This window comes from Streptomyces sp. NBC_00090 (assembly GCF_045160815.1).
Lineage (GTDB): Bacteria > Actinomycetota > Actinomycetes > Streptomycetales > Streptomycetaceae > Streptomyces.
Genome location: NZ_CP108224.1, coordinates 9,050,488 through 9,077,418 on the forward strand (window position 1 = coordinate 9,050,488; position 26,931 = coordinate 9,077,418).

The 26,931-nt window shown below is 71.9% G+C and carries 28 protein-coding genes; 18 read left to right on the forward strand and 10 right to left on the reverse strand.

Going from position 1 to position 26,931, the window contains the following annotated elements:
* Positions 1-5: 5 nt before the first annotated feature.
* Positions 6-497 carry an STAS domain-containing protein gene (locus OG361_RS40105; RefSeq protein ID WP_405861689.1) on the forward strand — a complete coding sequence of 164 codons (492 nt, stop codon included), beginning with the start codon at positions 6-8 and terminating at the stop codon, positions 495-497.
* A complete protein-coding gene (locus OG361_RS40110; protein WP_405861691.1) occupies positions 481-966 on the forward strand; it encodes an ATP-binding protein in 486 nt (161 codons plus the stop codon). Before OG361_RS40105 ends, OG361_RS40110 begins: the two co-directional genes overlap by 17 nt.
* Here OG361_RS40110 and OG361_RS40115 read toward each other — a convergent pair.
* Positions 902-1,843, reverse strand: coding sequence for a SigB/SigF/SigG family RNA polymerase sigma factor (locus OG361_RS40115; protein ID WP_405861693.1), 942 nt, complete (start codon positions 1,841-1,843; stop codon positions 902-904). The two genes, OG361_RS40110 and OG361_RS40115, sit on opposite strands and share 65 nt — an antisense overlap.
* Positions 1,844-2,019: 176 nt before the next feature.
* Here OG361_RS40115 and OG361_RS40120 point away from each other — a divergent pair, with 176 nt between their 5' ends.
* The 11 genes from OG361_RS40120 to OG361_RS40170 all read left to right on the forward strand — a co-directional run bounded on the left by OG361_RS40120 (position 2,020) and on the right by OG361_RS40170 (position 14,664).
* Entirely contained in the window at positions 2,020-2,583 is a 564-nt protein-coding gene (locus OG361_RS40120; protein WP_405861695.1) for a type 1 glutamine amidotransferase domain-containing protein, read from the forward strand.
* Between the two features lie 56 nt (positions 2,584-2,639).
* Positions 2,640-2,849, forward strand: coding sequence for a CsbD family protein (locus tag OG361_RS40125; protein WP_405861697.1), 210 nt, complete (start codon positions 2,640-2,642; stop codon positions 2,847-2,849).
* Between the two features lie 175 nt (positions 2,850-3,024).
* Positions 3,025-4,428, forward strand: a complete 1,404-nt coding sequence (locus OG361_RS40130) for an FAD-dependent oxidoreductase (RefSeq protein ID WP_405861699.1) — start codon at positions 3,025-3,027, stop codon at positions 4,426-4,428.
* Between the two features lie 57 nt (positions 4,429-4,485).
* Positions 4,486-7,122: an MFS transporter gene (locus OG361_RS40135; protein ID WP_405861701.1), complete on the forward strand. Its 2,637-nt coding sequence runs from the start codon at positions 4,486-4,488 to the stop codon at positions 7,120-7,122.
* A gap of 211 nt (positions 7,123-7,333) precedes the next feature.
* Positions 7,334-8,482, forward strand: coding sequence for a chitinase (locus OG361_RS40140; protein ID WP_405861703.1), 1,149 nt, complete (start codon positions 7,334-7,336; stop codon positions 8,480-8,482).
* Positions 8,483-8,953: 471 nt separating this feature from the next.
* The gene (locus OG361_RS40145) at positions 8,954-9,874 is read left to right on the forward strand and encodes a DUF1684 domain-containing protein (RefSeq protein ID WP_405861705.1); all 921 of its coding nucleotides are present in this window, start codon (positions 8,954-8,956) and stop codon (positions 9,872-9,874) included.
* 176 nt (positions 9,875-10,050) lie between these two features.
* Entirely contained in the window at positions 10,051-10,254 is a 204-nt protein-coding gene (locus OG361_RS40150; RefSeq protein WP_030213732.1) for a cold-shock protein, read from the forward strand.
* 142 nt (positions 10,255-10,396) lie between these two features.
* Complete coding sequence (locus OG361_RS40155) at positions 10,397-11,872, forward strand: protein kinase domain-containing protein (protein ID WP_405861708.1); 1,476 nt, start codon at positions 10,397-10,399, stop codon at positions 11,870-11,872.
* A gap of 264 nt (positions 11,873-12,136) precedes the next feature.
* Complete coding sequence (locus OG361_RS40160) at positions 12,137-12,361, forward strand: hypothetical protein (RefSeq protein ID WP_405861710.1); 225 nt, start codon at positions 12,137-12,139, stop codon at positions 12,359-12,361.
* A gap of 88 nt (positions 12,362-12,449) precedes the next feature.
* The gene (locus OG361_RS40165) at positions 12,450-13,592 is read left to right on the forward strand and encodes a serine hydrolase domain-containing protein (protein WP_405861712.1); all 1,143 of its coding nucleotides are present in this window, start codon (positions 12,450-12,452) and stop codon (positions 13,590-13,592) included.
* Positions 13,593-13,800: 208 nt separating this feature from the next.
* Positions 13,801-14,664 carry an alpha/beta hydrolase gene (locus OG361_RS40170; RefSeq protein ID WP_405861714.1) on the forward strand — a complete coding sequence of 288 codons (864 nt, stop codon included), beginning with the start codon at positions 13,801-13,803 and terminating at the stop codon, positions 14,662-14,664.
* A 202-nt stretch (positions 14,665-14,866) separates the two neighbouring features.
* On the opposite strand, the gene OG361_RS40175 is transcribed toward OG361_RS40170, so the two are convergent.
* Both OG361_RS40175 and OG361_RS40180 read right to left on the reverse strand, forming a co-directional pair.
* Entirely contained in the window at positions 14,867-16,666 is a 1,800-nt protein-coding gene (locus tag OG361_RS40175) for a SpoIIE family protein phosphatase (protein ID WP_405861716.1), read from the reverse strand.
* A 199-nt stretch (positions 16,667-16,865) separates the two neighbouring features.
* Entirely contained in the window at positions 16,866-17,330 is a 465-nt protein-coding gene (locus OG361_RS40180; protein WP_405861718.1) for a MarR family winged helix-turn-helix transcriptional regulator, read from the reverse strand.
* Between the two features lie 79 nt (positions 17,331-17,409).
* On the opposite strand from OG361_RS40180, the gene OG361_RS40185 reads away from it, so the two are divergent.
* The 3 genes from OG361_RS40185 (at position 17,410) to OG361_RS40195 (ending at position 18,730) form a co-directional block, all read left to right on the forward strand.
* Entirely contained in the window at positions 17,410-17,952 is a 543-nt protein-coding gene (locus OG361_RS40185; RefSeq protein ID WP_405861720.1) for a hypothetical protein, read from the forward strand.
* A gap of 165 nt (positions 17,953-18,117) precedes the next feature.
* Positions 18,118-18,345 (forward strand): hypothetical protein, encoded by a 228-nt coding sequence (locus OG361_RS40190; RefSeq protein WP_405861722.1) that lies wholly within the window; start codon positions 18,118-18,120, stop codon positions 18,343-18,345.
* 13 nt (positions 18,346-18,358) lie between these two features.
* On the forward strand, positions 18,359-18,730 hold the full coding sequence (locus OG361_RS40195; protein WP_405861724.1) for a fic family toxin-antitoxin system, toxin component: 372 nt from the start codon (positions 18,359-18,361) through the stop codon (positions 18,728-18,730).
* A gap of 42 nt (positions 18,731-18,772) precedes the next feature.
* On the opposite strand, the gene OG361_RS40200 is transcribed toward OG361_RS40195, so the two are convergent.
* The 3 genes from OG361_RS40200 to OG361_RS40210 form a co-directional block, all read right to left on the reverse strand.
* Positions 18,773-19,231: a MarR family transcriptional regulator gene (locus OG361_RS40200; RefSeq protein ID WP_405861726.1), complete on the reverse strand. Its 459-nt coding sequence runs from the start codon at positions 19,229-19,231 to the stop codon at positions 18,773-18,775.
* Complete coding sequence (locus OG361_RS40205; RefSeq protein ID WP_405861728.1) at positions 19,228-19,722, reverse strand: MarR family winged helix-turn-helix transcriptional regulator; 495 nt, start codon at positions 19,720-19,722, stop codon at positions 19,228-19,230. Before OG361_RS40205 ends, OG361_RS40200 begins: the two co-directional genes overlap by 4 nt.
* Before the next feature lie 99 nt (positions 19,723-19,821).
* Complete coding sequence (locus OG361_RS40210; RefSeq protein WP_405861730.1) at positions 19,822-20,391, reverse strand: HutD family protein; 570 nt, start codon at positions 20,389-20,391, stop codon at positions 19,822-19,824.
* 149 nt (positions 20,392-20,540) lie between these two features.
* On the opposite strand from OG361_RS40210, the gene OG361_RS40215 reads away from it, so the two are divergent.
* A complete protein-coding gene (locus OG361_RS40215) occupies positions 20,541-20,744 on the forward strand; it encodes a hypothetical protein (protein ID WP_405861732.1) in 204 nt (67 codons plus the stop codon).
* A gap of 6 nt (positions 20,745-20,750) precedes the next feature.
* Here OG361_RS40215 and OG361_RS40220 read toward each other — a convergent pair whose 3' ends face one another.
* From OG361_RS40220 to OG361_RS40235, 4 genes are all read right to left on the reverse strand, one after another.
* Positions 20,751-21,407, reverse strand: a complete 657-nt coding sequence (locus tag OG361_RS40220; RefSeq protein ID WP_405861734.1) for a response regulator — start codon at positions 21,405-21,407, stop codon at positions 20,751-20,753.
* Positions 21,404-22,546, reverse strand: coding sequence for a sensor histidine kinase (locus tag OG361_RS40225; protein WP_405861736.1), 1,143 nt, complete (start codon positions 22,544-22,546; stop codon positions 21,404-21,406). Before OG361_RS40225 ends, OG361_RS40220 begins: the two co-directional genes overlap by 4 nt.
* Positions 22,547-22,610: 64 nt before the next feature.
* The gene (locus OG361_RS40230; protein WP_405861738.1) at positions 22,611-24,842 is read right to left on the reverse strand and encodes an MMPL family transporter; all 2,232 of its coding nucleotides are present in this window, start codon (positions 24,840-24,842) and stop codon (positions 22,611-22,613) included.
* 202 nt (positions 24,843-25,044) lie between these two features.
* Positions 25,045-26,430: an MFS transporter gene (locus tag OG361_RS40235; RefSeq protein ID WP_405861739.1), complete on the reverse strand. Its 1,386-nt coding sequence runs from the start codon at positions 26,428-26,430 to the stop codon at positions 25,045-25,047.
* A 105-nt stretch (positions 26,431-26,535) separates the two neighbouring features.
* Here OG361_RS40235 and OG361_RS40240 point away from each other — a divergent pair, with 105 nt between their 5' ends.
* Positions 26,536-26,880, forward strand: coding sequence for a MerR family transcriptional regulator (locus OG361_RS40240; protein WP_405861741.1), 345 nt, complete (start codon positions 26,536-26,538; stop codon positions 26,878-26,880).
* The last annotated feature ends 51 nt before the right edge of the window (positions 26,881-26,931 follow it).

The window sequence follows — 26,931 nt, forward strand, 5'->3', positions numbered from 1 at the left end:
GGTCCATGCGGGACGGGAAGCCGGCGGAGGTGGGGGCCGAGCCGTCGCCTGAGCGGTTCACGGTCGAGACGCGGCGGCCGGCGGGCACGGACACGGACGTCCTTGTCCTGAGCGGGGAGCTCGACCGTGACACGGCGGCTCCCCTGCGGGCCGCGCTGGAGGAGTGCGCCGGGGAGGGACGGATCATCGTGGACTGTTCCGGGCTGGGGTTCTGTGACTCCTCCGGGCTGAACACCCTGCTCAGGGCACGCCTGCGGATAGTGGAGGCGGGCGGACGCCTGGACCTCGTCGGGCTGCGCCCGCCGGTGGACCGGGCGTTCGAGATCACCGGTGTCCGGGCCGTCTTCCGGACGTACGAGACCCTGAGCGAGGCACTCGCCGAGGGCGGGCATGGCGGGCATGGCGGTCTGGGCGGTCAGTGGAGTCAGGGCGGTCAGCGGGGTCACAGTGGTCGCGACGGTCACGAAGGCGGCGGGAGCCATGGTCGCGAGCTTTGACGGTCTGCCGGACCAGGTGCGCAGGCTCCTCCTCCACGGGACCCGGGGCGTGGTGGCGCGCTGCCGGGACTTCACCGCCGAGGCGCTGGCCGACTGGGGGTGGATCCCGGCGGAGACCGAGGAGGCGGGGGCGCGGGTGGAGGACGTCCTGCTCCTGGTCTCGGAGGTGGTCACCAACGCGTGCCTGCACGCCGGCGGCCCCGAGGAGCTCGTCCTGCGGCACGGCACGGAAGGCCTGCGGGTGGAGGTCGCCGACGCCAACCCCGAACACCCGCGCGTCCAGGTGTCGCGCTCGCCCGCCCTGCCCGGCGGGCACGGACTGATGGTGCTGGACCGGCTCGCCGGAGCGTGGGGCTGTGAGGACAAGACACCGGGGGGCGTGGGCAAGGTGGTGTGGCTGGAGGTCAGCCGCCCGACGCGGCCGTCGTGGGGCCTTCGTCCGAGCCGTCGTCCAGCAGGTCCCGCCTGAGTCCGCCGAGGATCCGGCTCAGCATGCGCGACACGTGCATCTGGGAGAGGCCGAGGCGTCGGCCGATCTCCGCCTGTGTGAGTTCCTCACCGAAACGGAGCTCCAGGACGTGGCGGTCGCGGTCGTCGAGCCGGGAGAGCAGGGGCCGCAAGGCGGTCAGCGACTCGATCAGCTCGTACGAGAGCTCCGAGGAGGCAAGGTGCCGCTCGGCCGTACCGGGGGAGGAGTCCTCGTCGCCCGTCGGAACGTCCAGGGAGAGGGCGGCGTAGCCGTGGGCGGCCAGCTGGCCCTCGGAGACCTGGTCCTCCGTGAGCTGCAGCAGTGCGGCCAGCTCGGCCCGGGTCGGACGGCGGCCGAGGTCCTGCTCCAGCGTGTCGGCGCCCTTCGCCAGGTCGATCCGCAGCTCCTGGAGACGGCGCGGAACCCGTACGGCCCAGCTCGTGTCACGGAAGAAACGCTTCATCTCGCCGACGATCGTGGGGAGGGCGAAGGCCGAGAACTCGACGGCACGGTCGGGGTCGAAGCGGTTGATCGCCTTGATGAGGCCGATCGTGCCGACCTGGAGAATGTCCTCCATCGGCTCGGCGCGGTTGCGGAACCGCCGGGCGGCGAACTTGACCAGGCTGAGGTTGAGCTCCACCAGGGTGTTGCGGACGTAGGAGTACTCCGGCGTGCCCTCGTCGAGTTCGTGCAGGCGCCGGAGCAGCGCGACGGACATCGTGCGGGCGTCGTCCGTGGAGGCGGCGGTGGGACGGGTCGGCTCAGGGAGTCCGGCGAGCGCCGCCCGCCGCGTGGTGGCCCCCGAAATCCCGGCGCTTCCCGCGTCACGGGCGGAGACGGCGGTGTCGGTGACGGCACGGACCCTGACAGTGACCATGAGTGCTCCTTCGACGGTGGCGGTGGACCTGCGCCGCGGCCGCGAAGGGGGCGGCGGCTGAGGGCCGCCGGTCGAGCTTTCTGGAGAAAGGATGCCCGTTATCGGATGATTCGACACTGTTTCTTCGGGAAGTCGCAGGTGTAGGAACCGCCACGGCCGGCAGAGAGGAACGCATCGTGTCGCTCGACGGAAAGCGTGTTCTCGTCCTCACAACGAATTACGGGACGGAACAGGATGAACTGGAGAGACCGGTTTCCGTACTGCGCGAGGCGGGCGCCGCCGTCACCGTGGCCGCGCAGAAGGACGGGCCGGTACACACGCTCGTCGGCGACCGCCGCCCGGGTGCCGTCGTCCAGCCGGACACGACCATGGCACGGACGACGGCGGACGGCTTCGACGCCGTGATCGTGCCCGGCGGCACCATGAACGCCGACCGGCTGCGCACCGACACCGAGGCGCGCCGCCTCGTCGCGGCCTTCGCCGATGCCGGAAAGCCGGTGGCAGCCATCTGCCACGGCCCCTGGCTCCTGGTGGACAGCCACCTGGCGAAGGGCCGCGAACTGACCTCGTACCCGTCGCTCCGCCCCGACCTGGAGAACGCGGGCGGCAACTGGCACGACAAGGAGGTCGTCGTCGACTCCACGGGAGGCCATCCCCTGATCACCTCCCGCAGGCCGGCCGACCTCGACGCCTTCTCCGCGGCGATCCTCCGCGTAATCGACGGCGGGATCCGGCCGTGACGACGGCGTGTTCGACGACGGCGTACCCGACTTCGACACATGAAGGGAATCGACTCATGAGCAAGGGCGACATGGAGAAGGGCAAAGGCAAGATCAAGGAAACGGTCGGCAAGGTGACGGGCGACGAGAGCCTGGAAGCCGAGGGCCAGACCGACCAGATGAAGGGCAAGGCCCGTGACGCCGGCGAGAAGGCCCGCGAGGCCGGCGAGAAGATGCACGAGGCCGCCGAGAAGGCCCGTGAAGCCACGAAGCGGCGCGACGCCTAGTCGTACATGTCCGCATGCGGGGCCCCTGCGATGCGCAGGGGCCCCGCCTCCCTGCTCGCGTGCCCGCGCGGGGCGGCCCGGTCCAACCGGCGGCGCTCGGCGTCCGCACCGCGGGTGACTGGCCGCGGAGGCCGCGGGTAGACGCCTGACGGGCGACCGTCGAGAGGAGTGGGCCATGCACGGAACCGGAAACTCGTACTGGATCGAGTCGGCGCCGCCCCGCCGCGCCCACCCACCGCTGGAGGGAGATCTCGCCGCCGACGTGGCCGTCGTCGGAGCCGGCGTCGTCGGACTGTGCACCGCACGCGAGCTCACCCGCGCCGGGCGCGACGTCGTCGTGCTGGAAGCCGGCCGGATCGCCACCGGAGTGACCGGACACACCACCGGCAAGCTGACCTCGCTGCACGGGCTCCGTTACGCGTCGCTGCGCGACCGCCACGGCGCGGAGGCGGCCGCGAACTACGCCGAAGCCCAGGAGGACGCGCTGCGCCAGGTCGCGCGGTTCTGCGCGGAGCTCGGGGTCGACGCGGAGATCGAGCGTCGGCCCGCCTACACGTACACCCTCGACGAGAACCGCGTGGAGGAGATCCACGCGGAGGCCGCCGCCGCCTCCGAGGCCGGACTGCGGGCCGCCGCCGTGACCGAAACGGGGCTGCCGTACCCGGTCGCGGCGGCCGTCCGGGTCGAGGACCAGCTGCAGTTCCATCCGCGCCGGTTCCTCCTCGGACTGGCGGACGACCTGGTCGCGCACGGTGGCCGCGTCCACGAGAACACCCGCGTCACGGGGCTCCACGAGGGCATCGACTGCCGCCTCTCGCTGGAGGGCGGAGGCACCGTCCACGCCCGGGACGTCGTCCTCGCCACCCACTTCCCCCTCCGCTGCCACTCCTCGCTCGTCGTGCGCCTCACGGTGCTCCGCGAGCTCGTCGTCGCCGCCTCCGTCGAGGAGCGGCACGCCCCCCACGGCATGTACGTGACGGCCGAACACGGCACCCGGTCGGTGCGCACCGCCCCGCTGGGCGAGGGGCGGCGGCTGCTGATCGTCGCGGGCGAGGCGTTCGAACCGGGCAGCGGCGGCGTGCCCGACCGGCTGGACCGCCTGGAGGCCTGGGCGCGCGGGCAGCTGCCGGGCTTCGCCGAGGCGCCGACCGTCCACCGATGGGCGGCCCAGGACGTGCACACGGCCGACGGGCTGCCCTGTGTCGGCCACGAGCACCCCGACACCCAGCACGTGTACGTCGCGACCGGATTCGGCGGATGGGGACTGAGCAACGGCGTCGCCGCGGGCCGTCTGCTCACGGCCCATCTGACGGGCGCACCACGCCCGGCCTGGACGGAGCTCGTCGATCCGCGCCGGCACCTGCCCGTCCGCGAGGTACCCGGAGTCGTACGAAGTCAGTCCACCGTGGCCCGCCACTACCTGGCCGGCCGGCGGACCGGCAGACGCTGTACGCACATGGGCTGCGATCTGGGCTTCAACGAGACCGAGCAGAGCTGGGAATGCCCCTGCCACGGTTCCCGCTTCGCCCCGGACGGCACCGTGCTCCAGGGCCCGGCCACCCGCCCACTGGAAGACTGACCCGCTCGACCCGGGGAATCGCCCCGGGGCGTCGGGTCGCTCAACTAAGTTACTCGCGTGGAACAGTTGATCACCGAAGACCCGACGCGCATAGGCCCGTACCGTCTCATCGCCCGCCTGGGCGCGGGTGGCATGGGACTGGTGTATCTCGGCCGGTCGGAAGCCGGCCGCACGGTCGCCGTGAAGGTGGTGCAGGCCGAGCACGCCCAACACCCGGAGTTCCGGCAGAGGTTCGCTCGCGAGGTGGCCGCGGCGCGCCGGGTCGGCGGCGACTGGACGGCGGCCGTGCTGGACGCCGACACCGACGCGCCGGTGCCATGGGTCGCGACCCAGTACATCCCGGGACCCGATCTGACCACCGTGGTCGCCAAGGACTTCGGCCCCCTGCCCGAACACTCGGTCCGCACCCTCGCCAACCGCCTCGCGGTCGCCTTGCGGTCCGTGCACGGGGCGGGTCTGATCCACCGGGACCTGAAGCCGTCCAACGTGCTCGTGACGGTGGACGGGCCGCGCGTGATCGACTTCGGCATCGCGCGGGCCATGGACAGCCTGGCCGGGGACAGCCTCCACACCCGGACCGGCATGCTGATCGGCTCGCCGGGCTTCATGTCGCCCGAGCAGGTGCGCGGACTCGAACTCACCCCGGCCAGCGATGTGTTCTGCCTGGGCGCCGTCCTCGTGTACGCGGCCACCGGCCGCCTCCTCTTCGGCGCCACGGAGACGGGACTGAACGCTCACCTCTTCCGGATCGCGGAGGAGGAGCCGGACCTGACCGGCGTACCGGAGTCGCTCCTCGACCTCGTACGCGACTGCCTGCACAAGGACCCCGCTCGGCGGCCGACACCCGCCGACGTGGCCGCCCGTACGGTGTCGGACCGGGCCGAGGAATGGCTGCCCGGCGCGGTGCTCGCCCAACTCGGCCGTCATGCGGCCCAGTTGCTGGACTTCGCGCCGGAGACGCGCGCCACGCCGCTGGACCCCCGGATCCCGGCCCAGCCCCAGCACCAGCACGTGGCGCAGCCGCACCGGCCGGGTCCGCCATCACCCGGCTACGTCCCCACCACTCCGGTGGACGCCCGCCCGGCGCCGCCGGGGTTCGGGCCGGCCGAGGGCCTCGCCGTCGGCGCGCCCGGCACCTGGTCGCCGCCCCCGTATCCGCCCGACGCGCAGACCCCGTCCCCCCGGCGTTGGTGGGGACTGGCCGCGGCCGTCGTGGCTCAGCTCCTGGTGGTGATCGGCGCGGCGACGACGACCGTGGCGGCCCCGGCCGTCCAGGCCGACCTGGGACTCCCGGCCGACGATCTGCGCATGATGTTCCTCGCCTACGGGCTCGCCTTCGGCGGGCTTCTGCTGCTCGGCGGGCACCTCGCCGATCTCCTGGGCCGCAAATGGGCGTTGATCGTCGGCCTGGCCGGTTTCGCCGCGGCCTCCGCGCTCGTCGGGTCGGCCGGCGTCACCGCCGTACTCGTCGCGGCCCACGCCCTGCAAGGAGCGTTCGCCGCGCTGCTCTCGGCGGCCGCCCTGGCCCTTGTGACCGGCGGGTTCACCGATCCGAAGGAGCGCGGCAGAGCCCTCGGGATCTATGCCGTGACCGCCGGCAGCGGGCTGACGATCGGCCTGTTCATGGGCAGCTGGCTGGTCGACATGCTGGGCTGGCGCGGGTGCCTGTACGCCACCGTTCCGTTCGCGGCCGTGGGGGCCCTCGTCGCGAGCCGCCTGGTGAACGACCGCGCGGCCCCCGCTTCTGCCCGTTCGGTCCGTCCGGACGTACCGGGCGTGCTGCTCGGCACCGGCGCGCTGGCCGCCCTCGCCTACGGCTTCGACAGGGCCCAGGGCATCCACGCCTCCAGCACCCCCGGTCCGGGCGGCTGGAGCGACCCCCTGACACAGGTTCTCCTCGTGGTCGGCGCCGCGCTGTTCGTGACCTTCGCGTGGTGGCAGACAAGGACGAGCGTCCCGCTCGTCCCGGCATACGTCCTCACGGACCGCCGGCGCATCGGCTCCCTCATCGCCCTGGCGCTCGTCGGGGCGGGCGCGTTCGTCCTGTTCCCCATCCTGTACCAGTACCTGCAGGGCGGCCTCGGCTACACCCCGGCCCAGATCGGCAAGGCCCTGCTGCCCATGGCGGGTGCGGTCCTGATCGGCTCCACCCAGATCTCCGCCCGCCTCCAGCACCGGCTGGAGCCCCGCCACCTGATCGTCCCGGGCCTGCTGCTGGCCTCGGCCGGCCTGGGTCTCCTGGCCCGCCTCGACAGCGGCAGCTCGTACACCGGCCTGGTCCTGCCCGGCACGCTCCTGGCCGGACTCGGTCTCGGCCTCGCCCTCGTACCTCTCGCCGCCACGGCGACCGGGGCGGCGAGCCCGGAGCGGTCCGGCGGGACCGCGGCGCTGGTCCTCACCGCCCAGAACCTGGGCGGCTGGATCGCCGCGCCGCTGATGAGCACCGTCCTCGCCTCGGCGATCTCGAGCCGGCTGAACGACCTCTCGGGCCTTCCGGAGCCCCTGGCCGAGGCGTTCAAGGGCGGCGTCCTGCTCGGTCGACAGGGCCTGCCGGAATCCCTTGCCGAGGTGGTCGAACAGGCGGACGCGGCGGTCCTGAGCGGCTACTCCGTCGTCCTGTGGGGGGCGGCGGGCCTCATGCTGCTCGCGAGCCTCGTCGCAGGCCTGCTGATCACGGGCGAGAGGGGCCGCTGAGCGGGGGACCGCCGAACGCGGGGCCGAGCACCCGGGCCCCGCCGCTGTGACGCAGACCGGAACACCGGCGAAGCGAACGAGTGGCCGTCCCGGCGTGCGGTCCGGCAAGTGACGTGCCTGTGCAGGTGATTGACGAAAGGTCTGGACCAACCTACGGTCTGCTGGAGCGCGCGCCATGCCCAGGACCACCCCCACGTCCCCAGGAGCACGCATGCCAGGCCCTCGGATCACCCGTGTCCTCGGAGCGGGTCTCGTCACCCTGCTCGCGGCCGCCGCCCTCGCGGCCCCCGCCACCCCAGCCGCCGCCGAAGGCGCGAAGCGCACGCGGGCCGCCGTGCCCGTGCCGGCGCCCGTGCCCGCACCCGCCCCGGACGCCGGGGAGCCCGCCCCGACCGCCGCCGCGGATACCTGTGCCCTCAAGACGAGGCCCGCCGGAAAGGTGCTCCAGGGCTACTGGGAGAACTGGGACGGCGCGGCCAACGGAGTCCACCCGCCGTTCGGCTGGGCCCCCATCGACGACCCGCGATTCGCGGCCCACGGCTACAACGTCATCAACGCCGCCTTCCCCGTGATCCGTTCGGACGGCACCGTGCTGTGGGAGGACGGCATGGACAACACCGTCCGCGTCTCCACCCCGGCGGAGATGTGCCGCGCCAAGGCGGGCGGAGCGACCATCCTGATGTCGATCGGGGGTGCCGCCGCGGGAATCGACCTGAGCCGGCGCGCGGTCGCCGACCGGTTCATCGAGACCGTCGTGCCCATCCTGAAGAAGTACAACTTCGACGGGATCGACATCGACATCGAGACGGGCCTGGTCGGCAGCGGCTCCATCGGTACGCTCTCCCCGTCGCAGGCCAACCTGGTGCACATCATCGACGGAGTCTTCGCCCGCATGCCCGCCGGCTTCGGACTGACGATGGCTCCGGAGACCGCGTACGTCACGGGCGGCAGCGTGGCCTACGGGTCGATCTGGGGCGCGTACCTGCCGATCGTCAAGAAGTACGCCGACAACGGGCGTCTGTGGTGGCTCAACATGCAGTACTACAACGGCAGCATGTACGGATGCTCCGGTGACTCCTACTCCGCCGGAACCGTCGCCGGGTTCGTCGCGCAGACCGACTGCCTGAACCGGGGGCTGGTGATCCAGGGCACCACCGTGCGGGTGCCCTACGACAAGCAGGTCCCCGGCCTCCCCGCCCAGCCCGGTGCGGGCGGTGGTCACATGACGCCTTCGGTCGTGGCCCAGGCCTGGAACCACTACGGCGGGGCGCTCAAGGGCCTGATGACCTGGTCGGCGAACTGGGACGGGTCCAAGGGCTGGACGTTCGGCGACAACGTCAAGGCGCTCCAGGGCCGTTAGGGCGTGTGTCGAAAGTCCCGCCTGCTCTTCGGGTAGACGGCGCTACTTTCGACACACGACCTAGCGCGGCTGCGGCGCCCGACCGCGGCGCCCCGGGCCGCCACGGCGGCCGGCCACGGCGGCCGGGCGCCGCTGCGGCGCGCACTGGTGGCGTGCGCGGAAGGTGTGCTTTGCTGGCCGCATGACCTTGCTCGTGACGCGCCGACACGTGGACTACGTGCGCGTCACGACCACGTCCTGTTCCGGCTGATATCGAGGCCCTCGTCCCGCGACGTCCGCCCGCCAACGAGCGGCAGTCGCGCGCCCGTCACAGCCCGAACACCACCCCCTGACGACCGCTCCGTCCTTCCACGCCCGCCGCTCCGGCACGGGGGTAGGTGGGGCACGGGTGTCGGCCTGGTCGGCGGCGTGTGAGCGTGCGGACACCGGCCTCCCGGCGCACGACATCCGCGCACCACGACAGGAGGACACATGAGCGTCCGAGACGTTCCCGACACCCGCGCGACCGACAGCGACAAGGAGGCGGACGGACACCCGACCCCGGGCGGGGTGACGACCCCTGGCGGAGTGACGGGCCCGGGCACGGAGGCGAACGGCTTCGCCGCGGAATGGGAGGAGTGGCACCGGGCCAAGGACGCCCGGCTCGCCGCCGAGCACGGCTTCCTCGCCATCACCGGCCTGCACTGGCTCGCCGCAGAGCCGCAGCGCTTCCCCGACGCACCCGGGGCCTGGTCGACCGGACCCGACGGCGTGACCGTGGAGCTCGACGAGGGGACGGAACTCGTCGTCGACGGCACCGTGGTCCGGGGGCGGCACCTCTTCGGTGTCATCCCGGAGCGGGGCGGCGTCAACGCGGAATGGGGGGACTCGGTGATCGAGGTCGCGAAGCGGGGCGGCCACGACGTCGTCCGGCCGCGACATCCCGGTCATCCCCTGCGGGTCGACTTCGCCGGAACGCCCGCGTACACGCCCGATCCGCGCTGGGTGGTCACCGGCCGGTACATCCCTTTCCCGGAGCCGCGGCCGACGACCGTCGGCGCCAGTGTCGAGGGGCTGCGGCACGTCTACGACGCACCTGGCCGTATCGCCTTCAGCCTCGACGGCCGGGAGCTGAGCCTCACGGCCTTCAACGGGCACGCGCCGGGCAGCCTCACGGTGCTCTTCACCGACGCGACCTCGGGCGTCACGACGTACGCGGCGAACCGCGACCTCCGCGTCGACGCGCCGGGTCCCGACGGCGCGGTGGTACTGGACTTCAACCGCGCCACCAACCTCCCCTGCGCGTACACCGACTTCGCGACCTGCCCGCTCCCGCCCGCCGAGAACCGGCTGCCGGTGGCGGTGGAGGCCGGGGAGAAGATCCCCTACGAGCGGGAGCCGGCCACCACCTGAGCGACGGAAGTGGTCGGAAAAGGACACGCCGGGTGTGGGCCGACGAAAGTTGTCACAAGATCGGACCGGTGAGTGTAGATGAGGGTGGGGCGGGGGAAGACCGGAGTGGGCGCCCGGGGAAGGGCGCTGCGGCGGTCCGACCCCGGGCCGCTGCTGAATTGACCAGAAGGACGAGCATGGCCAGCGGCACCGTGAAGTGGTTCAACTCCGAAAAGGGCTTCGGATTCATCGCCCAGGACGGGGGCGGACCGGACGTCTTCGCTCACTACTCCAACATCTCGGGCAACGGATACCGCGAGCTGACCGAGGGCGAGGCGGTGACCTTCGACATCACCCAGGGTCAGAAGGGTCCGCAGGCCGAGAACATCGTCCGCGGCTGAGACCTCGGCCCCGTTCGACACGCCTACGGCGCCCGCACCACGTGCGGGCGCCGTAGGCGTGTCGTGGGTGTGTCGTGGCACTCCGCACCACGCCGTGTGACGACGCACGACCGGTGTATCGCCGAAGGCATGAGGGGTTGGAGTGGCGGGGGAACGTATCGGGGACTACGTGATCGAGCGTGAACTGGGCAGTGGCGGAATGGGAGCCGTCTACCTGGGACGGTCGCGTTCCGGGCGGCCCGTCGCCGTCAAGGTGATCAAGCCCGAGTTCGCGGCGGACCAAGGCTTCAGGGAGCGCTTCCGCAGAGAGGTCGAAGCCGCCAAGAAGGTGGGCGGCTTTCACGCCGCGGCGGTCGTGGACGCCGATCCCGAGGCGACGCGGCCGTGGATGGCCAGCGCGTACATCGAAGGGCCCACCCTCGCCGACGAGCTCGGCAGTCGCGGCCCCCTCTCGGAGCGCAGGCTCTGGACCCTCGCCGCCGAGCTGGCCGAGGCCCTGGGCGCGATCCACTCCTGTGGCCTGGTCCACCGGGATCTCAAGCCGGCCAACATCGTCCTCGCGGCGGACGGTGTACGCGTCCTGGACTTCGGCATCGCCCGGGCCTTCGAGGGAACCCAGCTGACCGGTGAGGGCGGGGTGATCGGGACCCCGGGCTACCTCGCGCCGGAGCAGGCGCTCGGGCGACCCCTCACAGGGGCCTGCGACGTCTTCGCGCTCGGTGCCGTGCTGGTCGCGGCGGCGGGCGGCAGCGCGTTCGGCGGGGGAGGGGCGCACGGGCTGATGTACCGGGCCGTGCACGAGGACGCGGACGTCTCCGCCGTCCCCGAGCCCCTGCGGCCCGTCGTCCTCGCCTGCCTGGAGAAGGAACCCGCACGGAGACCCACGCCACGCCGGCTGCTGGACCTGTGCGCGGACCGGATCGGGCACGTACACGACCGCGCGTCGGAAGTGGCGGAAGAGGGGGATTCGGTCGGCCCGTCGGCCGAGGCGGCCGAAGCCTCCGAGGCAGCGGAGGAGGCCGAGCCCACAGCGGCGTACGCGACCTACTCCCCGACCGTCCCCGACGACCGCACGAAGCCCGCCCCACCCCCAGCACCACCGATGCGCGTGGCCGCCTACCGGCGCCGACGAGCGAGCTGGCTCGCGCAGGTCGGGCGCAACGCGTTCGTGACACTCGGCCTCGCCACGGTGGGCGTCAAGGGCACGGCCTTCGGCTTCGGCGACTCCGTGGCGGCGGGCGCCGGGGTCGCCGCGTTCTTCCTGGCCGTACGACTCGTCGGCCTCCTGACAAGTGCCAAGGACGGCCTCGTCCTCGCAGACCTGGGCATTGGGGTCGGTCCGGGGAACGACCTGGTGGTCCTCCGCTGGGACAAGGTCAGGTCCGTGGACCTGGTGACCACCGCGAAGGAGACCACGGTGGCCGTGCGACTGGACGCGGAACAGCGCCTGCCCAACGGCTTCCAGCATCCGGCGTGGGTCCGCAGTGGCCGGGACGGCGTGATCCGGATCCGTACGAAGGGCCTCGTACCCGTCGGCGACTCGCCCCCGCTCACGGACGCGATCCGCGCCCGTGCCAGGCGCCACCACGTACCTCTGACGCCGCGCGAAGAAAGCTGATCGCTTCGCGGAGTCGGCCCTCGGCCGGGAGCCACCGTACGCGGAGCGACCTCCGCGCCGGCGACCTCGGCAACGCCCTGGTCAGCGTCGTCGCCGCCGGTGGCCAGGGCATGACCCCGCTCCCGGAGCGCACCTCGTAGGGCGTCCGCGGCGACAGCTGAGCGCCACTGTCACTCCGGAAGGTTCCGGGTGCCCCTCCCCGGGTGTCCGCGCCTAGCTTGTGGCCCGTCCTTCCCACAGAGCACGAAGGAGACGACGGAACACATGTCCGGCACGAGAACGCTTCTGCTCGGCGGAGCCCTGGCCTTCGCCTCCCTCGTCCCGGCGAGCGGAGCCGTGGCAGCCGCCTCCGGCACCCACGCCCCGGCGCGAACCCAGGACGTCGTCCAGTCCTTCCGGAACCAGGCCACGGACCGGTGCATGGACGACACCAGCAACGGCTTCCGCACCTGGCCGTGCAACAGCACTCCCTACCAGAGCTGGTTCTGAGCGCCCGCGTCCCGGCCGGGGCCGGACGACGCACGGCGAAGCCCCTTCCCCCTTCGACAGACGATCCCGTCCACAAGGAGCAGGTTCCATGAAGCTGAGCACGTTACGGTTCACGGTCGCCCTCGGGGTGGCCGGTGTACTCCTGGCGATACCCACGGCCGCTCAGGCGCGGACGGCACCGCTGGAGACCGCCGAACACGCCACCACGCTGGCCGCCCTCAAGGAGCTCCGGGCCAACGGCGGCCCCGGAGCGGGCGTGTACGCGGGGACCCGCGACGCCTCGTGGAACCTCTCCACCGGCACGGCCACCGTCAACGTCGACGATCCGATCGGCATCGACGAGCACTACCGCGTCGGGAGCCAGTCGAAGACCTTCACCGCCGTCGCCGTACTGAAACTCGCGGAGGCGAACCGGATCGGCCTCGACGACCCCGTCGAGCGGCACCTGCCGGGCGTGGTCTCCGTCAACGGCTACGACGGAAACAGGATCACCGTCCGACACCTCCTCCAGCACACCAGCGGCATCCCCACGAACGGCCTCCCGCTCGCCCAGGCGCGCCCGGACGGCACGTACACGCTCGCGGCGCTCGTGAAGGACGGACTGCGCTTCGCACCCGCCGGCGAGCCCGGCGCCGCCTTCCACTACTCGAACACCAACTACGAGATCCTCGGCATGCTCATCGAGAAGATCACCGGCCTGCCGGTGCACGAGGCCGTCACCCAACAGGTCATCCAGCCGCTCGGCCTGACGGAGACCCGCTTTCCCGCTCCCGGGGACCGCGCCGTGCCCAGCCCCCTGATCCACGGCTACCGGGGCACCCGTATCGGGTCGTTCTTCTTCTGGACGGACGGGACCGCGTTCGAACCGTCCACCTTCTACGCCTCCGGCGCCGTCATCTCCACGCTCCGCGACATGACCGCCTTCTACCGGGCGCTCGTCGACGGCACGGCGCTCTCGCCCGAGAGCCTCGCCGAGATGGAGAAGACCGTCGAGCTCGGGCAGCCCGGCTCGGGAGCCGGCTACGGCCTCGGTCTGGCGAGGATCCCGCTGCCCTGCGGGGGATCGGCCTGGGGACACGACGGAGCCGTGCCCGGCTACTACTCGCAGACGCTCGTCACCGAGGACGGCCGTCACGCCTCCGTCGTGACCAACGCCCATCTCGTCACCAACATCCCGGCCGCGCAGATGCACAAGACCCTGACCAGCGCGCTGTGCGAGACGCCGTCCTGATCCTGTCGCCGGCCCCGGGCGCCGCCGGTGGCGCGCCCCTGGAACCTTTTCGGTTTTCCGGACGAATGTTACGGTCGTCATCATGAGTTCCGTCATCCACAACTGGCAGTCCTTCCGCATCCGTTCGACGTACTGACCGTGGTGTCGGCAGTCGCCGGCGCCCGGTCCCGCGTCCACCGTTCGCCTCAGGATGACGAGGAACCTCACCATGCGCGCAGACTCGCGCCCCACTTTCGTATTCGTTCACGGCGGCTCCAGCAACGCCCGGGCCTGGAGCCCGTTGCAGAACGAACTGGCCCTGCTCGGGCACCGTTCGCACGCCGTGGACCTGCCCGGCCACGGCGACCGGGCCGACAGCCCCGCCGCCTACTACCGGCAACCCCAGGACGCCACGGCACTGGCCGCCGCCCCCTCCCCGATGCGCGGAATCACGCTGCGGGACAACGTGCTCCATGTGGTCGACACCCTGCGCCGGCTCGCCGAACGGGGGCCGGTCGTCCTGGTCGGCAACAGCCTCGGCGGTCTGACGATCAGCGCCGTCGCCAACGCCGTACCGGAACTGCTCGACCGCGTGGTCTACCTCTCCGCGCTGTGCCTGAGCGACCCGGCCATGCTCACCGAACCGTGGGAAGTCGTCGACGACAACCTGCTGGACGCCGCGGCGGCGCGGATCGCCGTGCCCGGCGTACGCGATCCCGGCGTGGTACGGCTCAACTGGCGCAGCGCCCACGCCGACCCGGCCCTGTTCGCGGAGCTGAAGGCCGCCGTCATGGCCGACGCCACCGACCACGGGTTCCGCATGCTGCTGGACTCTTTGGACCCGGACGAGAACTACTCGGTGATGGAACCGGGGGCGTTGGTCCGGGCCGACGGATGGGGACGGGTCCCGCACACCTACGTCCGGTTCTCCGAGGACCGCGGCATCACCCCGGCCGTCCAGGACCACATGATCCGCAAAGCGGACGAGCTGACCCCGCACAACCCCTTCGAGGTGCACACGCTGGCCTCCTCGCACGTCGGCTACTTCAGCCGGCCGCGGGTCTTCGCCGACCTGTTGGCCGGCCTCGCCTGAGGTGTTTCCCGCGCCCCGGTGCCCCCGTCCCCTCCCTGTGGGGGAGGGGGGCACCGGGGCGCGACCCCTCGCGGGAACCCGTCTGAGTGGTCACGCCGTCCTCGTCTGCGCCGCGCCGGTGGTGGCGGGAGCCGCCGGTACCGTCCACGAGATCCTCGGGTACGCGCTCGTGCGGCATCCGCCGGCGAGGACGTCGTGGTCCTCAGGACGGCAGGTTCTGCTCCGCCCAGACGACCTTGCCGGCCACGGTGCGGCAGGAGCCCCATCTGCGGCAGAGCATGTTGATGAGCTGCAGGCCCCGCCCGCCCTCGTCACTGAGGTCCGCGTGCTGGATCTGGGGCAGGTCGGGACCCGTGTCCGAGACCTCCACGACGAGGCGTTCACCGCGCAGGATCCGGAGCTCGCCGGGCCCGTTGCCGTAGCGCAGGGCGTTGCCCACGAGCTCGGAGACGACGAGTTCGCACACATCGGCGAGCTCGGCCAGATCCCACGCGGCCAACTGGTCCGTGACGAGGCCCCGGGCCACGGAGGCGGCGCGGCCTTCCCGCGGCAGCTGCCACACGCGCAGGTCGGCCGGCGTACTGGGGGCGGTCGTCGCGGAGAGCAGCACCGCCTCGTCGAAACGGGCGGTCCCGGCCGGGGCGCGCTCCACGAGGACACCCCCTTCGAGCGCCTCGGGTCCCAGTCCGCGCGCCGCCGCGCGCAGGAGGTCCAGCTGGAGGTCGAGGTCGGCGTGGCGGGACTTCACGAGACCGTCCGTGTACATGACCAGGCTGCCGCGCTCCGGGACTTTCAGACGGACGGGGTCGTACGGAATGACGCCGGCGCCGAGCGGGGCGCCCGTCGGTACGTCCACGAAGTCGGCGGCGCCCTCTCCGTCGATGAGGAGCGGGGGCAGGTGCCCGGCGCTGGCCAGGGTGTAGGTGGCGTCGACGGGATCGTAGACCGCGTAGAGACAGGTGGCGACCTGTTCGTCCTCCAGGTCGCGCGTGGCGAGGTCCAGCCGGGCCAGCACGCGCTCCGGAGCCATGTCGAGGGTCATGAGGGTGCGGGCCACCGCCCGCAGGCGCCCCATCGTCGCCGCGGCGGGCAGCCCGTGCCCCATCACGTCGCCCACCATGAGGGCCGTACGGCCACTGGGCAGGGCCATGACGTCGTACCAGTCCCCGCCCACCCCGTGGTGGGCCGTGGAGGGCGCGTACTCGGCGTGCACCCGTAGACCGGGGGTCACCGGGGTCGCGCGCGGCAACAGACTGCGCTGCAGCGACACGACGTGCTCGTGCTCGCGCCCGTACAGCCTGGCGTTGTCGATGAAGACGGCCGCCTGTGAGGCCAGCTGCTCCGCGAGGGCGACGTCCGTGGAGGAGAACGGGGGCGTTCCGGGGCCGCGCACGAAGTCGGCGCTGCCGAGCAGGAGCCCGCGGGCGATGAGCGGTACCGCCAGGTAGCTGTGCACGCCGGCGGCGCGCATCTTCGCCGCGGCGCTCTTCGTCGGCGCGACCCGGATGAAGTCGTCGTTCCGCATGCGGCTCACCAGAACCGGCCTGCCCTGTCGCAGGCAGTACTCATGGAGCAGCGTCTCGTGCTGCTCCTCGGCGCGGACGAACGTCTCACCCACCGGTGTGGGCTCCAGGCTGGACAGCTCCTCGACGGCGCACACCGCGATGGCCCGCATCGAGGGGACACCGGTTCCCGTCCACCGAGAGCCCTCGTCGCCCCTCAGGACACTTTCCAGGATGTCGACGGCGGCCCCGTCGGAGAATCCGGGCACGGTGAACTCGGCCAGCTCCTGCGCGGTGCGTTCCAGGTCCAGGGTCGTGCCGATCCTGGAGCTGGCGGAATTCAGCCAGGCGAGCCGCCCGCGCGTGGACAGCCGGTCGAGGGACACACCGCCGTCGCTCCGGCCGATCCGCCCGCGGGCGGCGGCCGAGCGGTGCCCCGTCGCGTGCCTTCCGGCCGAAGCCCGGCTGGTCAGGCGCCGTCGCCGGCTGCCGTCGTTCACTCTTTCGGCCTCCAGACAGAAACTCGACGCCTCCTGGTGCACAGCATGCACCGGAAGTGGTCGCTGTGCACCAGGCATGCGGAATACGGATGTGCAAGTACGGGTGCGGCCAGGACCGGCGAGCGGCGTCGAGGCGGTCGAACCGCCGCCGCCCGCCGTCTGCGGCCGCGGGAGGCGCGGGAGCGTCGCAGTCGGTCTCTCAGCTGCCGGGCTCGCGTTCGTCCGCTCTCAGGGCGAGCGTGGACTCGCGCATCACGGCGACGGTTCCCATGAGCCAGCGGCCCACGGTCTCCAGCTGGGCCTGGTCGAAGCCCGACACGACCCGTTCCATGCCGGCCAGCATCGGTGCCATGGCTTCGGCGACGGTCCGCTGATGCGTGACCGTGGCGGTCAAGGTGAAGCGGCGTCCGTCCGACGGGTCCCGGGTGCGGTCGACGTAGCCGAGAGTGACCAGCCGGTCGACGATCTTGGTGATGGCGGCGTTGCTGAGCCCCGTCGAGGCCGCCAGGTCGGCCGGGTGGGTTCCCGGGGTGCGGCCGATGATGCCGAGCACCTTGTGTTCCGTCGCGTTGACGTGCAGTCGCGCGGCGAGGGCTTCATGGAAGAGCACGATCCACAAGCTCAGCTCGTGCCCCAGCGAGGCTCCGTCCCGGTCCGTACTCATGGGGCGAAGCCTACGGGTGTTTCACTTCGGTGAAGAAAAGTACTTCACTGGAGTGAAGGAACATGCTTGGCTGGGACCCATGAGAACCGCGCAGACCCAACTCCGCTCCCGTTCTTCCCCCTTGGCCCTCCTGCGGCGTGTGTACCTGACCGTCCTGCTCACCCATCTGCCCATCCTGGCCGTGCTCCTGCTTCCCCAGGGGCGAAGCCGGGTCAGCTCCGAAGCCGTCGCCGGGGTCGTGACGATCCTGCTGGTCTCCCTTGTCGTCGCGGCGCTCGTGCTCTCCCCGGTGGTTTGCGCCTGGGTCGCTCCGGACGGCGCCCGCTGGCGCGCGGGAAACGCCCTCTCGCGGGTGAAGGCGCTGATCCGCACCGACCGGCGCGACTATCTCCGAAGGCTGGGCGAGTTCGCGGCCCTCTACGTCCTCGCCCAGTGCCTGGGCGGGCTGATGGCCTGGCTCGTGCCGTACATCGGGGAGAACCCACTGCACGGAACCGACCCCGCGGCTGAGCGCTGGGTCTTCCGCTACTGGCCCTTCGCCCTCCACGCGGCGACCCTCTACACCTCCATCTGCGCCGCGTTCGCCTGGTACGCCTGGCGGCTGAGGCAACTCGCCGCCTGAGCGCCGTACGCCCCGCGCCCCGCGCTGTTCGGACACCAGCTCGGCCATCACGCCGACGGCGGCGACGGGTCGGCGGCGTCCTACCCGTACGGAGGCGAAGAAACCGGCGGGTTTCGACCTCGGCGGCCCCTGCCGCCGGCGGCGACGGGCCGCTACCGTGGTGGCATGGCACGGGAGATCCGGATCGAGATGAGCGACGAGGCGTACGAGGCGCTGGAGCGCGCCGCGGCGGAGAAGCACGTGCCCGCGGAGGACTACGCGGGCCGGGTGCTGGACGCCGACCTCACCCGCACACGGTTCCTCGAAGGCGCGCGCTCCTTCGTGGCCCAGCACGGCAAGGCCTTCGGAGAGCACTTCGGCCGCCCCACGAGCCCCAGCGCCGACGCGGCCTGAGTCCGGGCACGACGTGATCCTCCAGATCGATCTTTCCTGGCTGCTCGACATCGCCCAGCAGGAGATACCCGGCGACCCGGAGATCTCCGACTGGGGAGCGCTCGAAGCGGCCCGCGCCCGTCATGCCTTCCGGGTGATGGACATCCCCGTGTACGAGCAGCCGCACCACCGCGCGGCCGCCCTCCTGGAGCAGCTCGTCCGCGTACCGTCCCTGGAGCATTCCAACGAGCTGTACGGCGTGGTCGTGGCCGCGGCCTACCTCCACGCCTGCGGGTACCCGGTCAGCGTGACGGCGGACGAGGCCATCGACCTCGTCGAGCGGGTGGCCGAAGGCCGTATCGACGTCCGTGCGGTCGCCGCGGTCCTCAAGGAATGGGCCGGCTGACCAGCGCAGGCTCGGCAAGCGCCGCTCCTCGGCGCGGGTCGGTCAGGCGGTCAGGGCCGCGAGCTCCGCGTCGGCGCGCTCGGTGATGAGCGTGAGGACGCGGCCGGCGGCGATCAGGTCCTCTTCGGGGATCCCGCCCCAGATGCGGGCGGAGATGGGGCCGGAGTCCGCGCCGATGGCGGCGAGCAGCTCGTGGGCCGCGTCCGTGGGACGAAGGTGCGCGCCGTCCTCGACGAGCAGCTCCTTGGCCAGCAGCTCGTCGAGAGTGGCGCGGATGTCGGCCGGGTCGGCCTTGAGGGAGCCCCGGACCTGGTTGACGAGATCGTCCGACGTCTGCGGGGCGTCGGCGGTGGTGGCGGCGCGCAGGGCGATCTGCTGCTGGAACGTGGTGCCGTGTTGGGCCAGTACGTGCTCCAGGACGCCGCGGGCGGCGTAGTGGGCCAGGCCGAGGGCGCGGGCGTTGGCGGCCGGCGCGGTGGTGGTGGAAGCGGCAGTGGTCATGGTGTTGTCCCCTGAGTGCTCTCGTCGGTCGCTACGGATGGAGCGAGAGGTGCGTTGAGCAGGGTCGTCAGCTCGTCGGTGAACGCTCGCGTCCGCTGGGCGTCGAGGCCGCCGAGCGGCTCCAGCAACTGCTGGAGCAGTTCCTGGACCACGGTGACGGCCTGTCGCGTGACGGCCCGGCCCTGCTCGGTGAGGGCGAGCTGCACGGCGCGCGGGTCGCGGGGATCGCGGGCGCGTTCGACCAGGCCGGCCGACTCCAGGGCGCGCGCCAGCTTCGAGACGTAAAGCGCCTCCAGGCCGGTGTGGTCGGCGAGTTGACGCTGACTGGGCCGCTCCCCGGTGCGTTGCATGCCGTACAAAGACGCGACCACGGAGTACTGCGCGTGGGTGAGACCCAGTGGAGCCACTGCGCGGTCGACAGCGACGCGCCACTTGTTGGCGAGTCGCCATACCAGGAAGCCGGGCGTGTGGCCCGGTGAACCCTTGCTCATGATGAATACAGTACATGGCTACTATGTACATGGCTACTATTTCCTAGGTCGCAGCCGAGGACGGCGACCGGACCGCGGCGCCGAACGACTGCCCAGGTGTCAGACCGCCGGTGCGATATCCGCCCACAGGGCGGCTGCGTCGGGCGTGAGCGCTACGACCGGTCCGCCCGGGGCGTGGTCGGCCCCGTCCCACCACACACCCTGGCCGGACGCCAGGACACGCCCGTCGGCACCCGCCTGCCAGCGGCCGCGCAGCACGTACACCACCCCGGCGTGACCGGCGGGCGGCACGACCGTGCCGACGACCTGGTCCACCCGGGCCGTTCGGTGGCCACGCCGCACCATGATGTTCAGCACCCGGCAGGCGCCACCCGGCAGTTCGGCGGTGAGCGCGAGGTCGCCGGAGAACGCGAACGGCTCGCCCGCGCGCGTCAGCAGCTGGTCGAACACCCCGGCGCAGGACAGCCGCACACCGTCGCCCGCCAGCAGGGTGAGCGTCCGGTCGACGTCCGGGAACGCCGAGAACGGCCCGCCCCGGTCGATGTCGGCGACGCTCGCGCGCCACCCGAACCCGTCGGTACCCGCAGGTTGCGAGGTGATCTCCCTGGTCGCGCCGCCGCCGTTGCGCCACCGGCCGGCAGGCAGTGTCTCGACATCGAAGTGGTGCATGGGCGGGACTCCTGACCTGCGCGCGGTACGACTGCAAAGCACACGGAAGCGGAGCACGCGGATGCGGCGACCTCGGCGTACTCGCCGACGAAGTCTATGCGGCCCGCCCGTGAAGGGGTCTGTCAGTGGCGGTGCATAGGGTCGGGCCCATGCCGCCCCGGCGAGGCGTACGGGGCGATCGGGCGTTCTTCGACGAGACCGGGACCGGCTTCGGCCGTGTCGACTCGCTCGGTGCCCTGCTGACGGACGTGGTGGATCGGCTGGAGCGATGCCTGCCGGCCGGGGGATCCGGCGAAGCACCTGTGGTGTGCAACGGGCGGGCTGACGGGGTGGAGCAGCCGGGCGACGCCTGACCGTCATCAGAGCCCAGGTATCACGAGGCCCGACTCGTACGCGATGATGACCAGTTGGGCCCGGTCCCGTGCTGACAGTTTCCCCATGATCCGGCTGACATGGGTCTTCGCCGTGAGGGGCGAGAGGCCCAGTGCCTCCGCGATCTCCGTGTTGTTGAGCCCCCGGGCCACGAGCGCCAGTACCTGGCGCTCGCGGTCCGAAAGCCTGTCCGGACCGCCCGCCACCGGGGTCTGCGGGAGCGCCAGCGCGCGGGCGATCAGCCGGGACGTCGGGCCCGGTGACAGCAGGGCCTCGCCGGCCGCCACCGTACGGATCGCGGTCAGGAGTTCGGCCGGGCGGATGTCCTTGACCACAAAGCCCGACGCGCCCGCCCGCAGCGCTTCCACGACGTCCTCGTCCGTGTCGTACGTCGTGAGCACCAGCACCTTCACCCCGGCGAGGTCCTCCTCGGCGGCGATCAGCCGGGTCGCGCCGATCCCGTCGAGCTCGGGCATCCGGAGGTCCATGACCACCACGTCCGCACGCTCCGAACGGGCCAGCTCCACAGCCTCCTTGCCGTTGGCCGCCTGGCCCACGACGTCCATGTCCGGCGCCGACTCGACCAGCATCGCGAACGACGCCCGGACGAGGGCCTGATCGTCCGCGAGCAGAACCCGGATCACACCACCACCTCCCTCACCGCGAGCGGCAACGCCGCCGTGACCTCGAAGCCCCCGCCGTCGCGCGGGCCCGCGCTCAGTGTGCCGCCCACGCTCCGGGCCCGCTCCCGCATTCCGAGGATCCCGTACCCGGAACCGCTCGTTCCCTCAGAAGCGGCGCCGTCGTTGGTCACCCGAACCGTCAACACCTCCTCCATCAGACCGACATCGACCCGCATGCCTCCGTCCGGACCCCCGTGCCGTACGGCGTTGGTCAGGGACTCCTGAACGATCCGGTACGCCGCCGCGCCCACCGCCGCCGGGACCTTCGCCTCCCCCGTCCGGATCGTCAGGTCCGCGCCCGAGGAACGTACGAGATCGGGCAGCGACGCGAGGTCCGGCAGAGGGCCCTCAGGAGCGGCCCTCAACACGTCCAGGGTCGTACGAACCTCGGCACGGGCCTCCCGGCAGGTCTCGGATATCTGATCGAGGGCCCGGACGAGCGCCTCCCGGTCGAGCCGGTCGGGGTCGGCCACGAGGACATGCGCGGCGACCGACGTCTGCACGCCTATGAGGGTGATCGAGTGTGCGAGGAGGTCGTGCAGGTCCCTGGCTATACGCAGCCGCTCCTCGGTGACCTTCCGCTCCGCCTCGCGCTCCGCCCGCTCCACCACACTCGCCACCAGCTGCCGGTAGAGGCGGATGCTCGCGCCGAACACCAGCATCGCGATCACCCAGCCGGACACTCTCAGCAGCTCCACCAACTCGTGCGGGTTGACGAAGAGCTGCATGGTGAGCGTGATGGAGGTGACCGAGAGCCCCACGATCACCGTGCGCTGCGGCCGGCCGGTGGACGCGACCGTGTACAGCGCGGTCATCGAGGCCGGTATCGGCGCCAGATGCATGTAGTCGAGAGCGTGGTACGGGGCGACGCAGGCCACCACGGCGAGCAGCACCGGCATGGGCGCCTTGCGCCGCCACGCCAGCGGGACATGCGCGGCGAGCAGCAGCACCCAGCCGAGAAGGTCCGGGCGCCGGCCGTCGTCGACGGTCAGCGCGAGGGCGACCGCGACCAACGCGAAGGCCGCGGCGGCCGTCGCGTCGCACCGTACCGGGTACGGCGCTGCCTGCGGGTCACGTGTCAAAGCCGCTGCGAAGTCCATGGTGTCCATCCTCCCTGCGGGCGGGGGCTCCTGACAGTCCGGGGGAGCCCCCACCCGTCCCTGATCAGACCCGTACGGGCGCCGACTCGGACCCGGCCCCAGCCCCAGCCCCGGACCCGGCCCCAGCCCCGGAGTCGGACCCGGAGACGGCCCCAGCCCCAGACCCGGACGCAGCCCCGGCCCCGGCCCCCGCCCCGGACCGCGAATCGGCGGGCACCCCGCCCTTCTTGGCCAACGGGCCCGGCCACCACACCTTCCGGCCGAGCAGCACGCTCGCGCTGGTGACGAGGTACGTGCGGACCAGGAAGGTGTCGAGCAGGACACCGACCGCGATCACGAAGCCCAGCTCCGCCAGTTGCACCATGGGCATGTTGATGAGGACCGCGAAGGTGGCGGCGAGGACGAGCCCCGCCGAGGCGATCACCCCGCCGGTCGTGCGCAGCGCGGTCAGGGCCGCGGCGCCCGGTTCCACGCCGTTGAGGCACTCCTCGCGCATCCGGTGCATGAGGAAGATGCCGTAGTCGACGCCGAGGGCGACGAGGAAGACGAAGGAGAGCAGGGACAGACCCGGATCGGTGCCCTCGAAGCCGAAGAGGGACTCGAACGCGAGGCCACCGATACCGAGGGCCGCCCCCCAGACGGCGACGACCGCCGCGACCAGGATCAGCGGTGCGACGAGGCTGCGCAGCAGCACGACCAGGACGATCAGCACGACGACGAGGACGAGCGGGACGACGACGTTCCGGTCACTGGCGCTGGTATCGGTCATGTCGAGCTGTTCGGCGCTGGGCCCGCCGACGTACACACCGTCGCCGAGCGCGGAGCGCAGCTCTCTGATGGTCGCCGTCTCCGCAGCGGACTGCGGTGAGTGCGCGGCGACGACGGAGATCTCCGTCCAGCCGTTGTCGCTACGGCCGAGCTCGGCCTTCGCGACGCCCTCGGTCGCACGCGCGGTCTCCAGCGCGCCCGAGGAAGCGGCCGTCGGGGCGACGACGGTGATGGGCTGGGTCCCCATCTCCGGGTAGGCGGCGGCCAGCGTCTTCATCGCGCTGACGGCCTCCGGGGTGGAGCTGAAGGAGTCCTCCTGCTTCACGGCTCCGGGCAGGTTCAGCGCGCCGAGCGCGAGGGCGGCCAGGGCGGCGGCACCCGCGAGGAGGACGGCGAGGGGACGCCGACCGGCAGAGGAACCCATGGCCGCGAAGAGGGAACGGCGCGCGGTCTTCGGCTCGCTTCCGTACGCCGGGATCAGGGGCCAGAACACCCGTCGGCCGAGGACGACGAGCAGAGCGGGGAGCAGCGTCATCATCGCGACGAGCGCGCACAGCACTCCGACGGCGGCCGTGGGCCCCATGCCCCGGCTGCTGTTCATGTCGGCGGCGAGCAGGCACAGCATGCCGAGGGCGACGGTCCCGGAGGACGCGAGGACGGCGGGTCCGCAGCCGCGCAGGGCGGCGACCATGGCGTCGTACGGGCGCGGGGTGCGGCGCAGTTCCTCGCGGTAGCGGGAGACGAGGAGCAGCGCGTAGTCGGTGCCGGCGCCGAAGACGAGGATCGTCATGACGCCCGTGCTCTGGCCGGAGACGCTGATGTCGAAGCCCTGGTGGAGGGCGTAGGTGACGGCCATCGACAGGTAGTCGGCGACACCGGCGACGACCAGCGGGACGAGCCAGAGGAAGGGGCTGCGGTAGATGATGATCAGGAGGACGGCGACGACGGCGACGGTCGTGTAGAGGAGCGGACCGTCGAGGGAGTTGTAGACCTCGCTCGCGTCCGTGGCGAGGGCGCCGGGGCCGCCTACCTCGCCGCTCACGGTCTCGCGGATGTCGTGGACGAAGGCGTCCCTGGCCGTTTCGTCGGAGCCGGGCTCGGTACTGGACACGGCGTACAGGAGAGTGGTGCCGTCCTCGGAGGGGACGGCCCGCGGGGGCGAGGTGAGCGGGTGCTCGGCGGCGACCTGCTCCACCTCCCGGGCGGCGGTGGCCTTGTCGGCGGGGGTCAGCCCGCCCTCGCGGTGGTAGACGAGCACGAGGTCGGTGGAGTCTCCGCCGGGCATCTGCTCGGTGATCTTCGCGACCTGGGTCGAGTCGGCACTCGCGGGCAGGTAGTCGACGGCGCGGTCGCGCTGTACGTCGCCGAGTTTTCCGGCGAGGGGTGCGGCGAGGGCGATCACGATCACCCACAGGGCCAGCACCGCCCAGCCGATGGTCCTTCTACCGCCCTTCGTCGAGCCACGACCCTCTGCCGATCCGCGACCCTTCAACGAGCTACGGCCCTTCAATGAAATACGGCCCTTCATCGAGCCTCCCTTCAACGGTTCCTCATCCGGTCGATCCCAGATTCCCGCTGCTCGGAGCCGGATTCGTCGGACTGACGGCCGAGTTGGGGGCTACTGCCGGGGGCGGCGCACGGCGGCCTCTACTCCCCGGGGAGTACGGGCGCGGGTATCGCTGCGCCCATGGCCGGCGGGTCCGGTGCGGACTCCACCGGCGCGGCGGACCTCAGGACGGCAGGCGCGACAGGCGGGACCGATACGACAGCTGCGGCAGCAGTGTCAGGACCGCGAGGAGGAGGAGTACCGCCACGCCTGACCGGAGGTGGGAGATCTCGGTGCCGGGGGAGATCGTCGCGGTGGTCACGGCGAGCCCGATCGCGCCGCCGACCTGGAGCGAGCTCGTGAGCAGGCCGGAGGCGAGGCCCTGTTCCTCGTCGGGGACGCCGCTGGTGCCGGAGACCATCAGAGGGGCGATGGCGAGCGCGAAGCCCACGCCCCAGAGGACGGAGACGGGCAGTAGAACCCACAGGTCCGGGTCGGGACCGAGGAGGAAGAGCAGGCCGTAGCAGGGGAGGAAGGCGAGCATTCCCGCCAGCAGGACCGCTCGGACGCCGAACCGGTTCATCAGCGAGCCGAGCCGGGGGCCGAGGACGACGACCATCAGACCGGCCGGGAGCAGGACGAGGCCCATCTGCCAGGGACGCCAGCCGTTGAGGTTCTGGAGGTAGAGGGCGAGCAGGAACTGGAAGCCCATGGCCGCCCCGTACAACAGGGCGGAGCTGATGTTGGCGGCGAGCAGGGTCCGGTCGCGGAGGATGCCGAGGCGGACGAGGGGCTCCCGTACCGTGCGCTCGACGAGGACGAAACCCGCGAGCAGCAGGACGCCCGAGGCCGCGCTCACCGCGGTACGGAGCGAGGTCCACCCGGCCTGCTCTGCGGAGACCACGGTGAAGACGAGGAGCAGCATCCCGGCGACCAGCGTCACCGCACCGCCGATGTCGGTCCGAGGCCGCTCGGCGCGGGATGGGCGCGGCGGGTCCTTCGGCAGGTAGCGGAGGGCGCCGATGAGGATCAGCACCGCGATCGGGACGGGCAGCAGGAAGATGGCCCGCCAGTCCGCGGCCGCGACCAGGCCGCCGACGAGGAGGCCGGAGGAGAAGCCCGCCGCCTCGAAGACGTTGAAGATGCCGAATGCCCTGTTGCGGTGCGGCCCTTCGGGGAAGGTCGTGGTCAGCAGCGACATGGCGGCCGGAGCGGTGAAGGCCGCGGCCATGCCCTTCACGAAGCGCGAGGCGACCAACAGGACCGGGTCCTGTGCGAACGCGCCGGTCAGTGACACCACGGCGAACACGGCCATCGCCACGACGAGGACCCGCCGCCGGCCGAACAGGTCGGCGCACCGCCCGCCGAGGAGCAGGAAGCTGCCGAAGGCCAGGATGTAGGCGCCCACCAGCCACTGGGCGGTGGCCGCGCTCATTCCGAACACACTCTGGATCTCCGGGAGAGCCACTCCGATCATGGATATGTCGAGCCCGTCGAGCAGGATCACCCCGCTGGCGACGGACAGCGCGGCCCACCACTGCGCGGGCCAGCGCACGGATGTGTCAGCCATGGAAGACGTCCCCCTCAAAAGTCGGCGTGGGCGGAATGCCCGCACACGCCGGGACGTTAAGGCCTGACATCGGTGAGAAGGTCAACTTCGGAACGGGCGGAGCACATGCTGATCGGGGAGCTGTCCCGGCGTACAGGAGTCAGTGCGCGGCTGCTGCGGTACTACGAGGAACAGGGGCTGCTCGAAGCCGGGCGCGGTGCGAACGGCTACCGGGACTACGCCGAGGATTCCGTGGTCACGGTCCGGCAGATCCGCGCGCTCCTCGACGCGGGTCTCACCAGTGAGGTGATCCGCGCGGTGCTGCCGTGCGTGTACGGCGAGCTGCCCGAGTTCGACTGGTGCGTGGATGTCCGGGCGATCCTGGACCGGGAACTGGCGGCTGCCGAGGAGCGCATCGAGGACCTCCGGCGCAGCCACGGCACGCTGGCCGGCTACCTGGCGCAGCCTTGACGCGACACCGTGCGCGTTCGGCTCCGGTCCGCGCCGAACGGCCGTCGCGGG

Coding starts and splice junctions, on each gene's coding strand:
- OG361_RS40105 (WP_405861689.1), top strand. CDS start 6: ATGCGGGACGGGAAGCCGGCGGAGGTGGGGGCCGAGCCGTCGCCTGAG.
- OG361_RS40110 (WP_405861691.1), top strand. CDS start 481: ATGGTCGCGAGCTTTGACGGTCTGCCGGACCAGGTGCGCAGGCTCCTC.
- OG361_RS40115 (WP_405861693.1), bottom strand. CDS start 1,843: ATGGTCACTGTCAGGGTCCGTGCCGTCACCGACACCGCCGTCTCCGCC.
- OG361_RS40125 (WP_405861697.1), top strand. CDS start 2,640: ATGAGCAAGGGCGACATGGAGAAGGGCAAAGGCAAGATCAAGGAAACG.
- OG361_RS40130 (WP_405861699.1), top strand. CDS start 3,025: ATGCACGGAACCGGAAACTCGTACTGGATCGAGTCGGCGCCGCCCCGC.
- OG361_RS40140 (WP_405861703.1), top strand. CDS start 7,334: ATGCCAGGCCCTCGGATCACCCGTGTCCTCGGAGCGGGTCTCGTCACC.
- OG361_RS40145 (WP_405861705.1), top strand. CDS start 8,954: ATGAGCGTCCGAGACGTTCCCGACACCCGCGCGACCGACAGCGACAAG.
- OG361_RS40150 (WP_030213732.1), top strand. CDS start 10,051: ATGGCCAGCGGCACCGTGAAGTGGTTCAACTCCGAAAAGGGCTTCGGA.
- OG361_RS40160 (WP_405861710.1), top strand. CDS start 12,137: ATGTCCGGCACGAGAACGCTTCTGCTCGGCGGAGCCCTGGCCTTCGCC.
- OG361_RS40165 (WP_405861712.1), top strand. CDS start 12,450: ATGAAGCTGAGCACGTTACGGTTCACGGTCGCCCTCGGGGTGGCCGGT.
- OG361_RS40170 (WP_405861714.1), top strand. CDS start 13,801: ATGCGCGCAGACTCGCGCCCCACTTTCGTATTCGTTCACGGCGGCTCC.
- OG361_RS40180 (WP_405861718.1), bottom strand. CDS start 17,330: ATGAGTACGGACCGGGACGGAGCCTCGCTGGGGCACGAGCTGAGCTTG.
- OG361_RS40185 (WP_405861720.1), top strand. CDS start 17,410: ATGAGAACCGCGCAGACCCAACTCCGCTCCCGTTCTTCCCCCTTGGCC.
- OG361_RS40190 (WP_405861722.1), top strand. CDS start 18,118: ATGGCACGGGAGATCCGGATCGAGATGAGCGACGAGGCGTACGAGGCG.
- OG361_RS40200 (WP_405861726.1), bottom strand. CDS start 19,231: ATGACCACTGCCGCTTCCACCACCACCGCGCCGGCCGCCAACGCCCGC.
- OG361_RS40205 (WP_405861728.1), bottom strand. CDS start 19,722: ATGAGCAAGGGTTCACCGGGCCACACGCCCGGCTTCCTGGTATGGCGA.
- OG361_RS40210 (WP_405861730.1), bottom strand. CDS start 20,391: ATGCACCACTTCGATGTCGAGACACTGCCTGCCGGCCGGTGGCGCAAC.
- OG361_RS40215 (WP_405861732.1), top strand. CDS start 20,541: ATGCCGCCCCGGCGAGGCGTACGGGGCGATCGGGCGTTCTTCGACGAG.
- OG361_RS40225 (WP_405861736.1), bottom strand. CDS start 22,546: ATGGACTTCGCAGCGGCTTTGACACGTGACCCGCAGGCAGCGCCGTAC.
- OG361_RS40230 (WP_405861738.1), bottom strand. CDS start 24,842: ATGAAGGGCCGTATTTCATTGAAGGGCCGTAGCTCGTTGAAGGGTCGC.
- OG361_RS40235 (WP_405861739.1), bottom strand. CDS start 26,430: ATGGCTGACACATCCGTGCGCTGGCCCGCGCAGTGGTGGGCCGCGCTG.
- OG361_RS40240 (WP_405861741.1), top strand. CDS start 26,536: ATGCTGATCGGGGAGCTGTCCCGGCGTACAGGAGTCAGTGCGCGGCTG.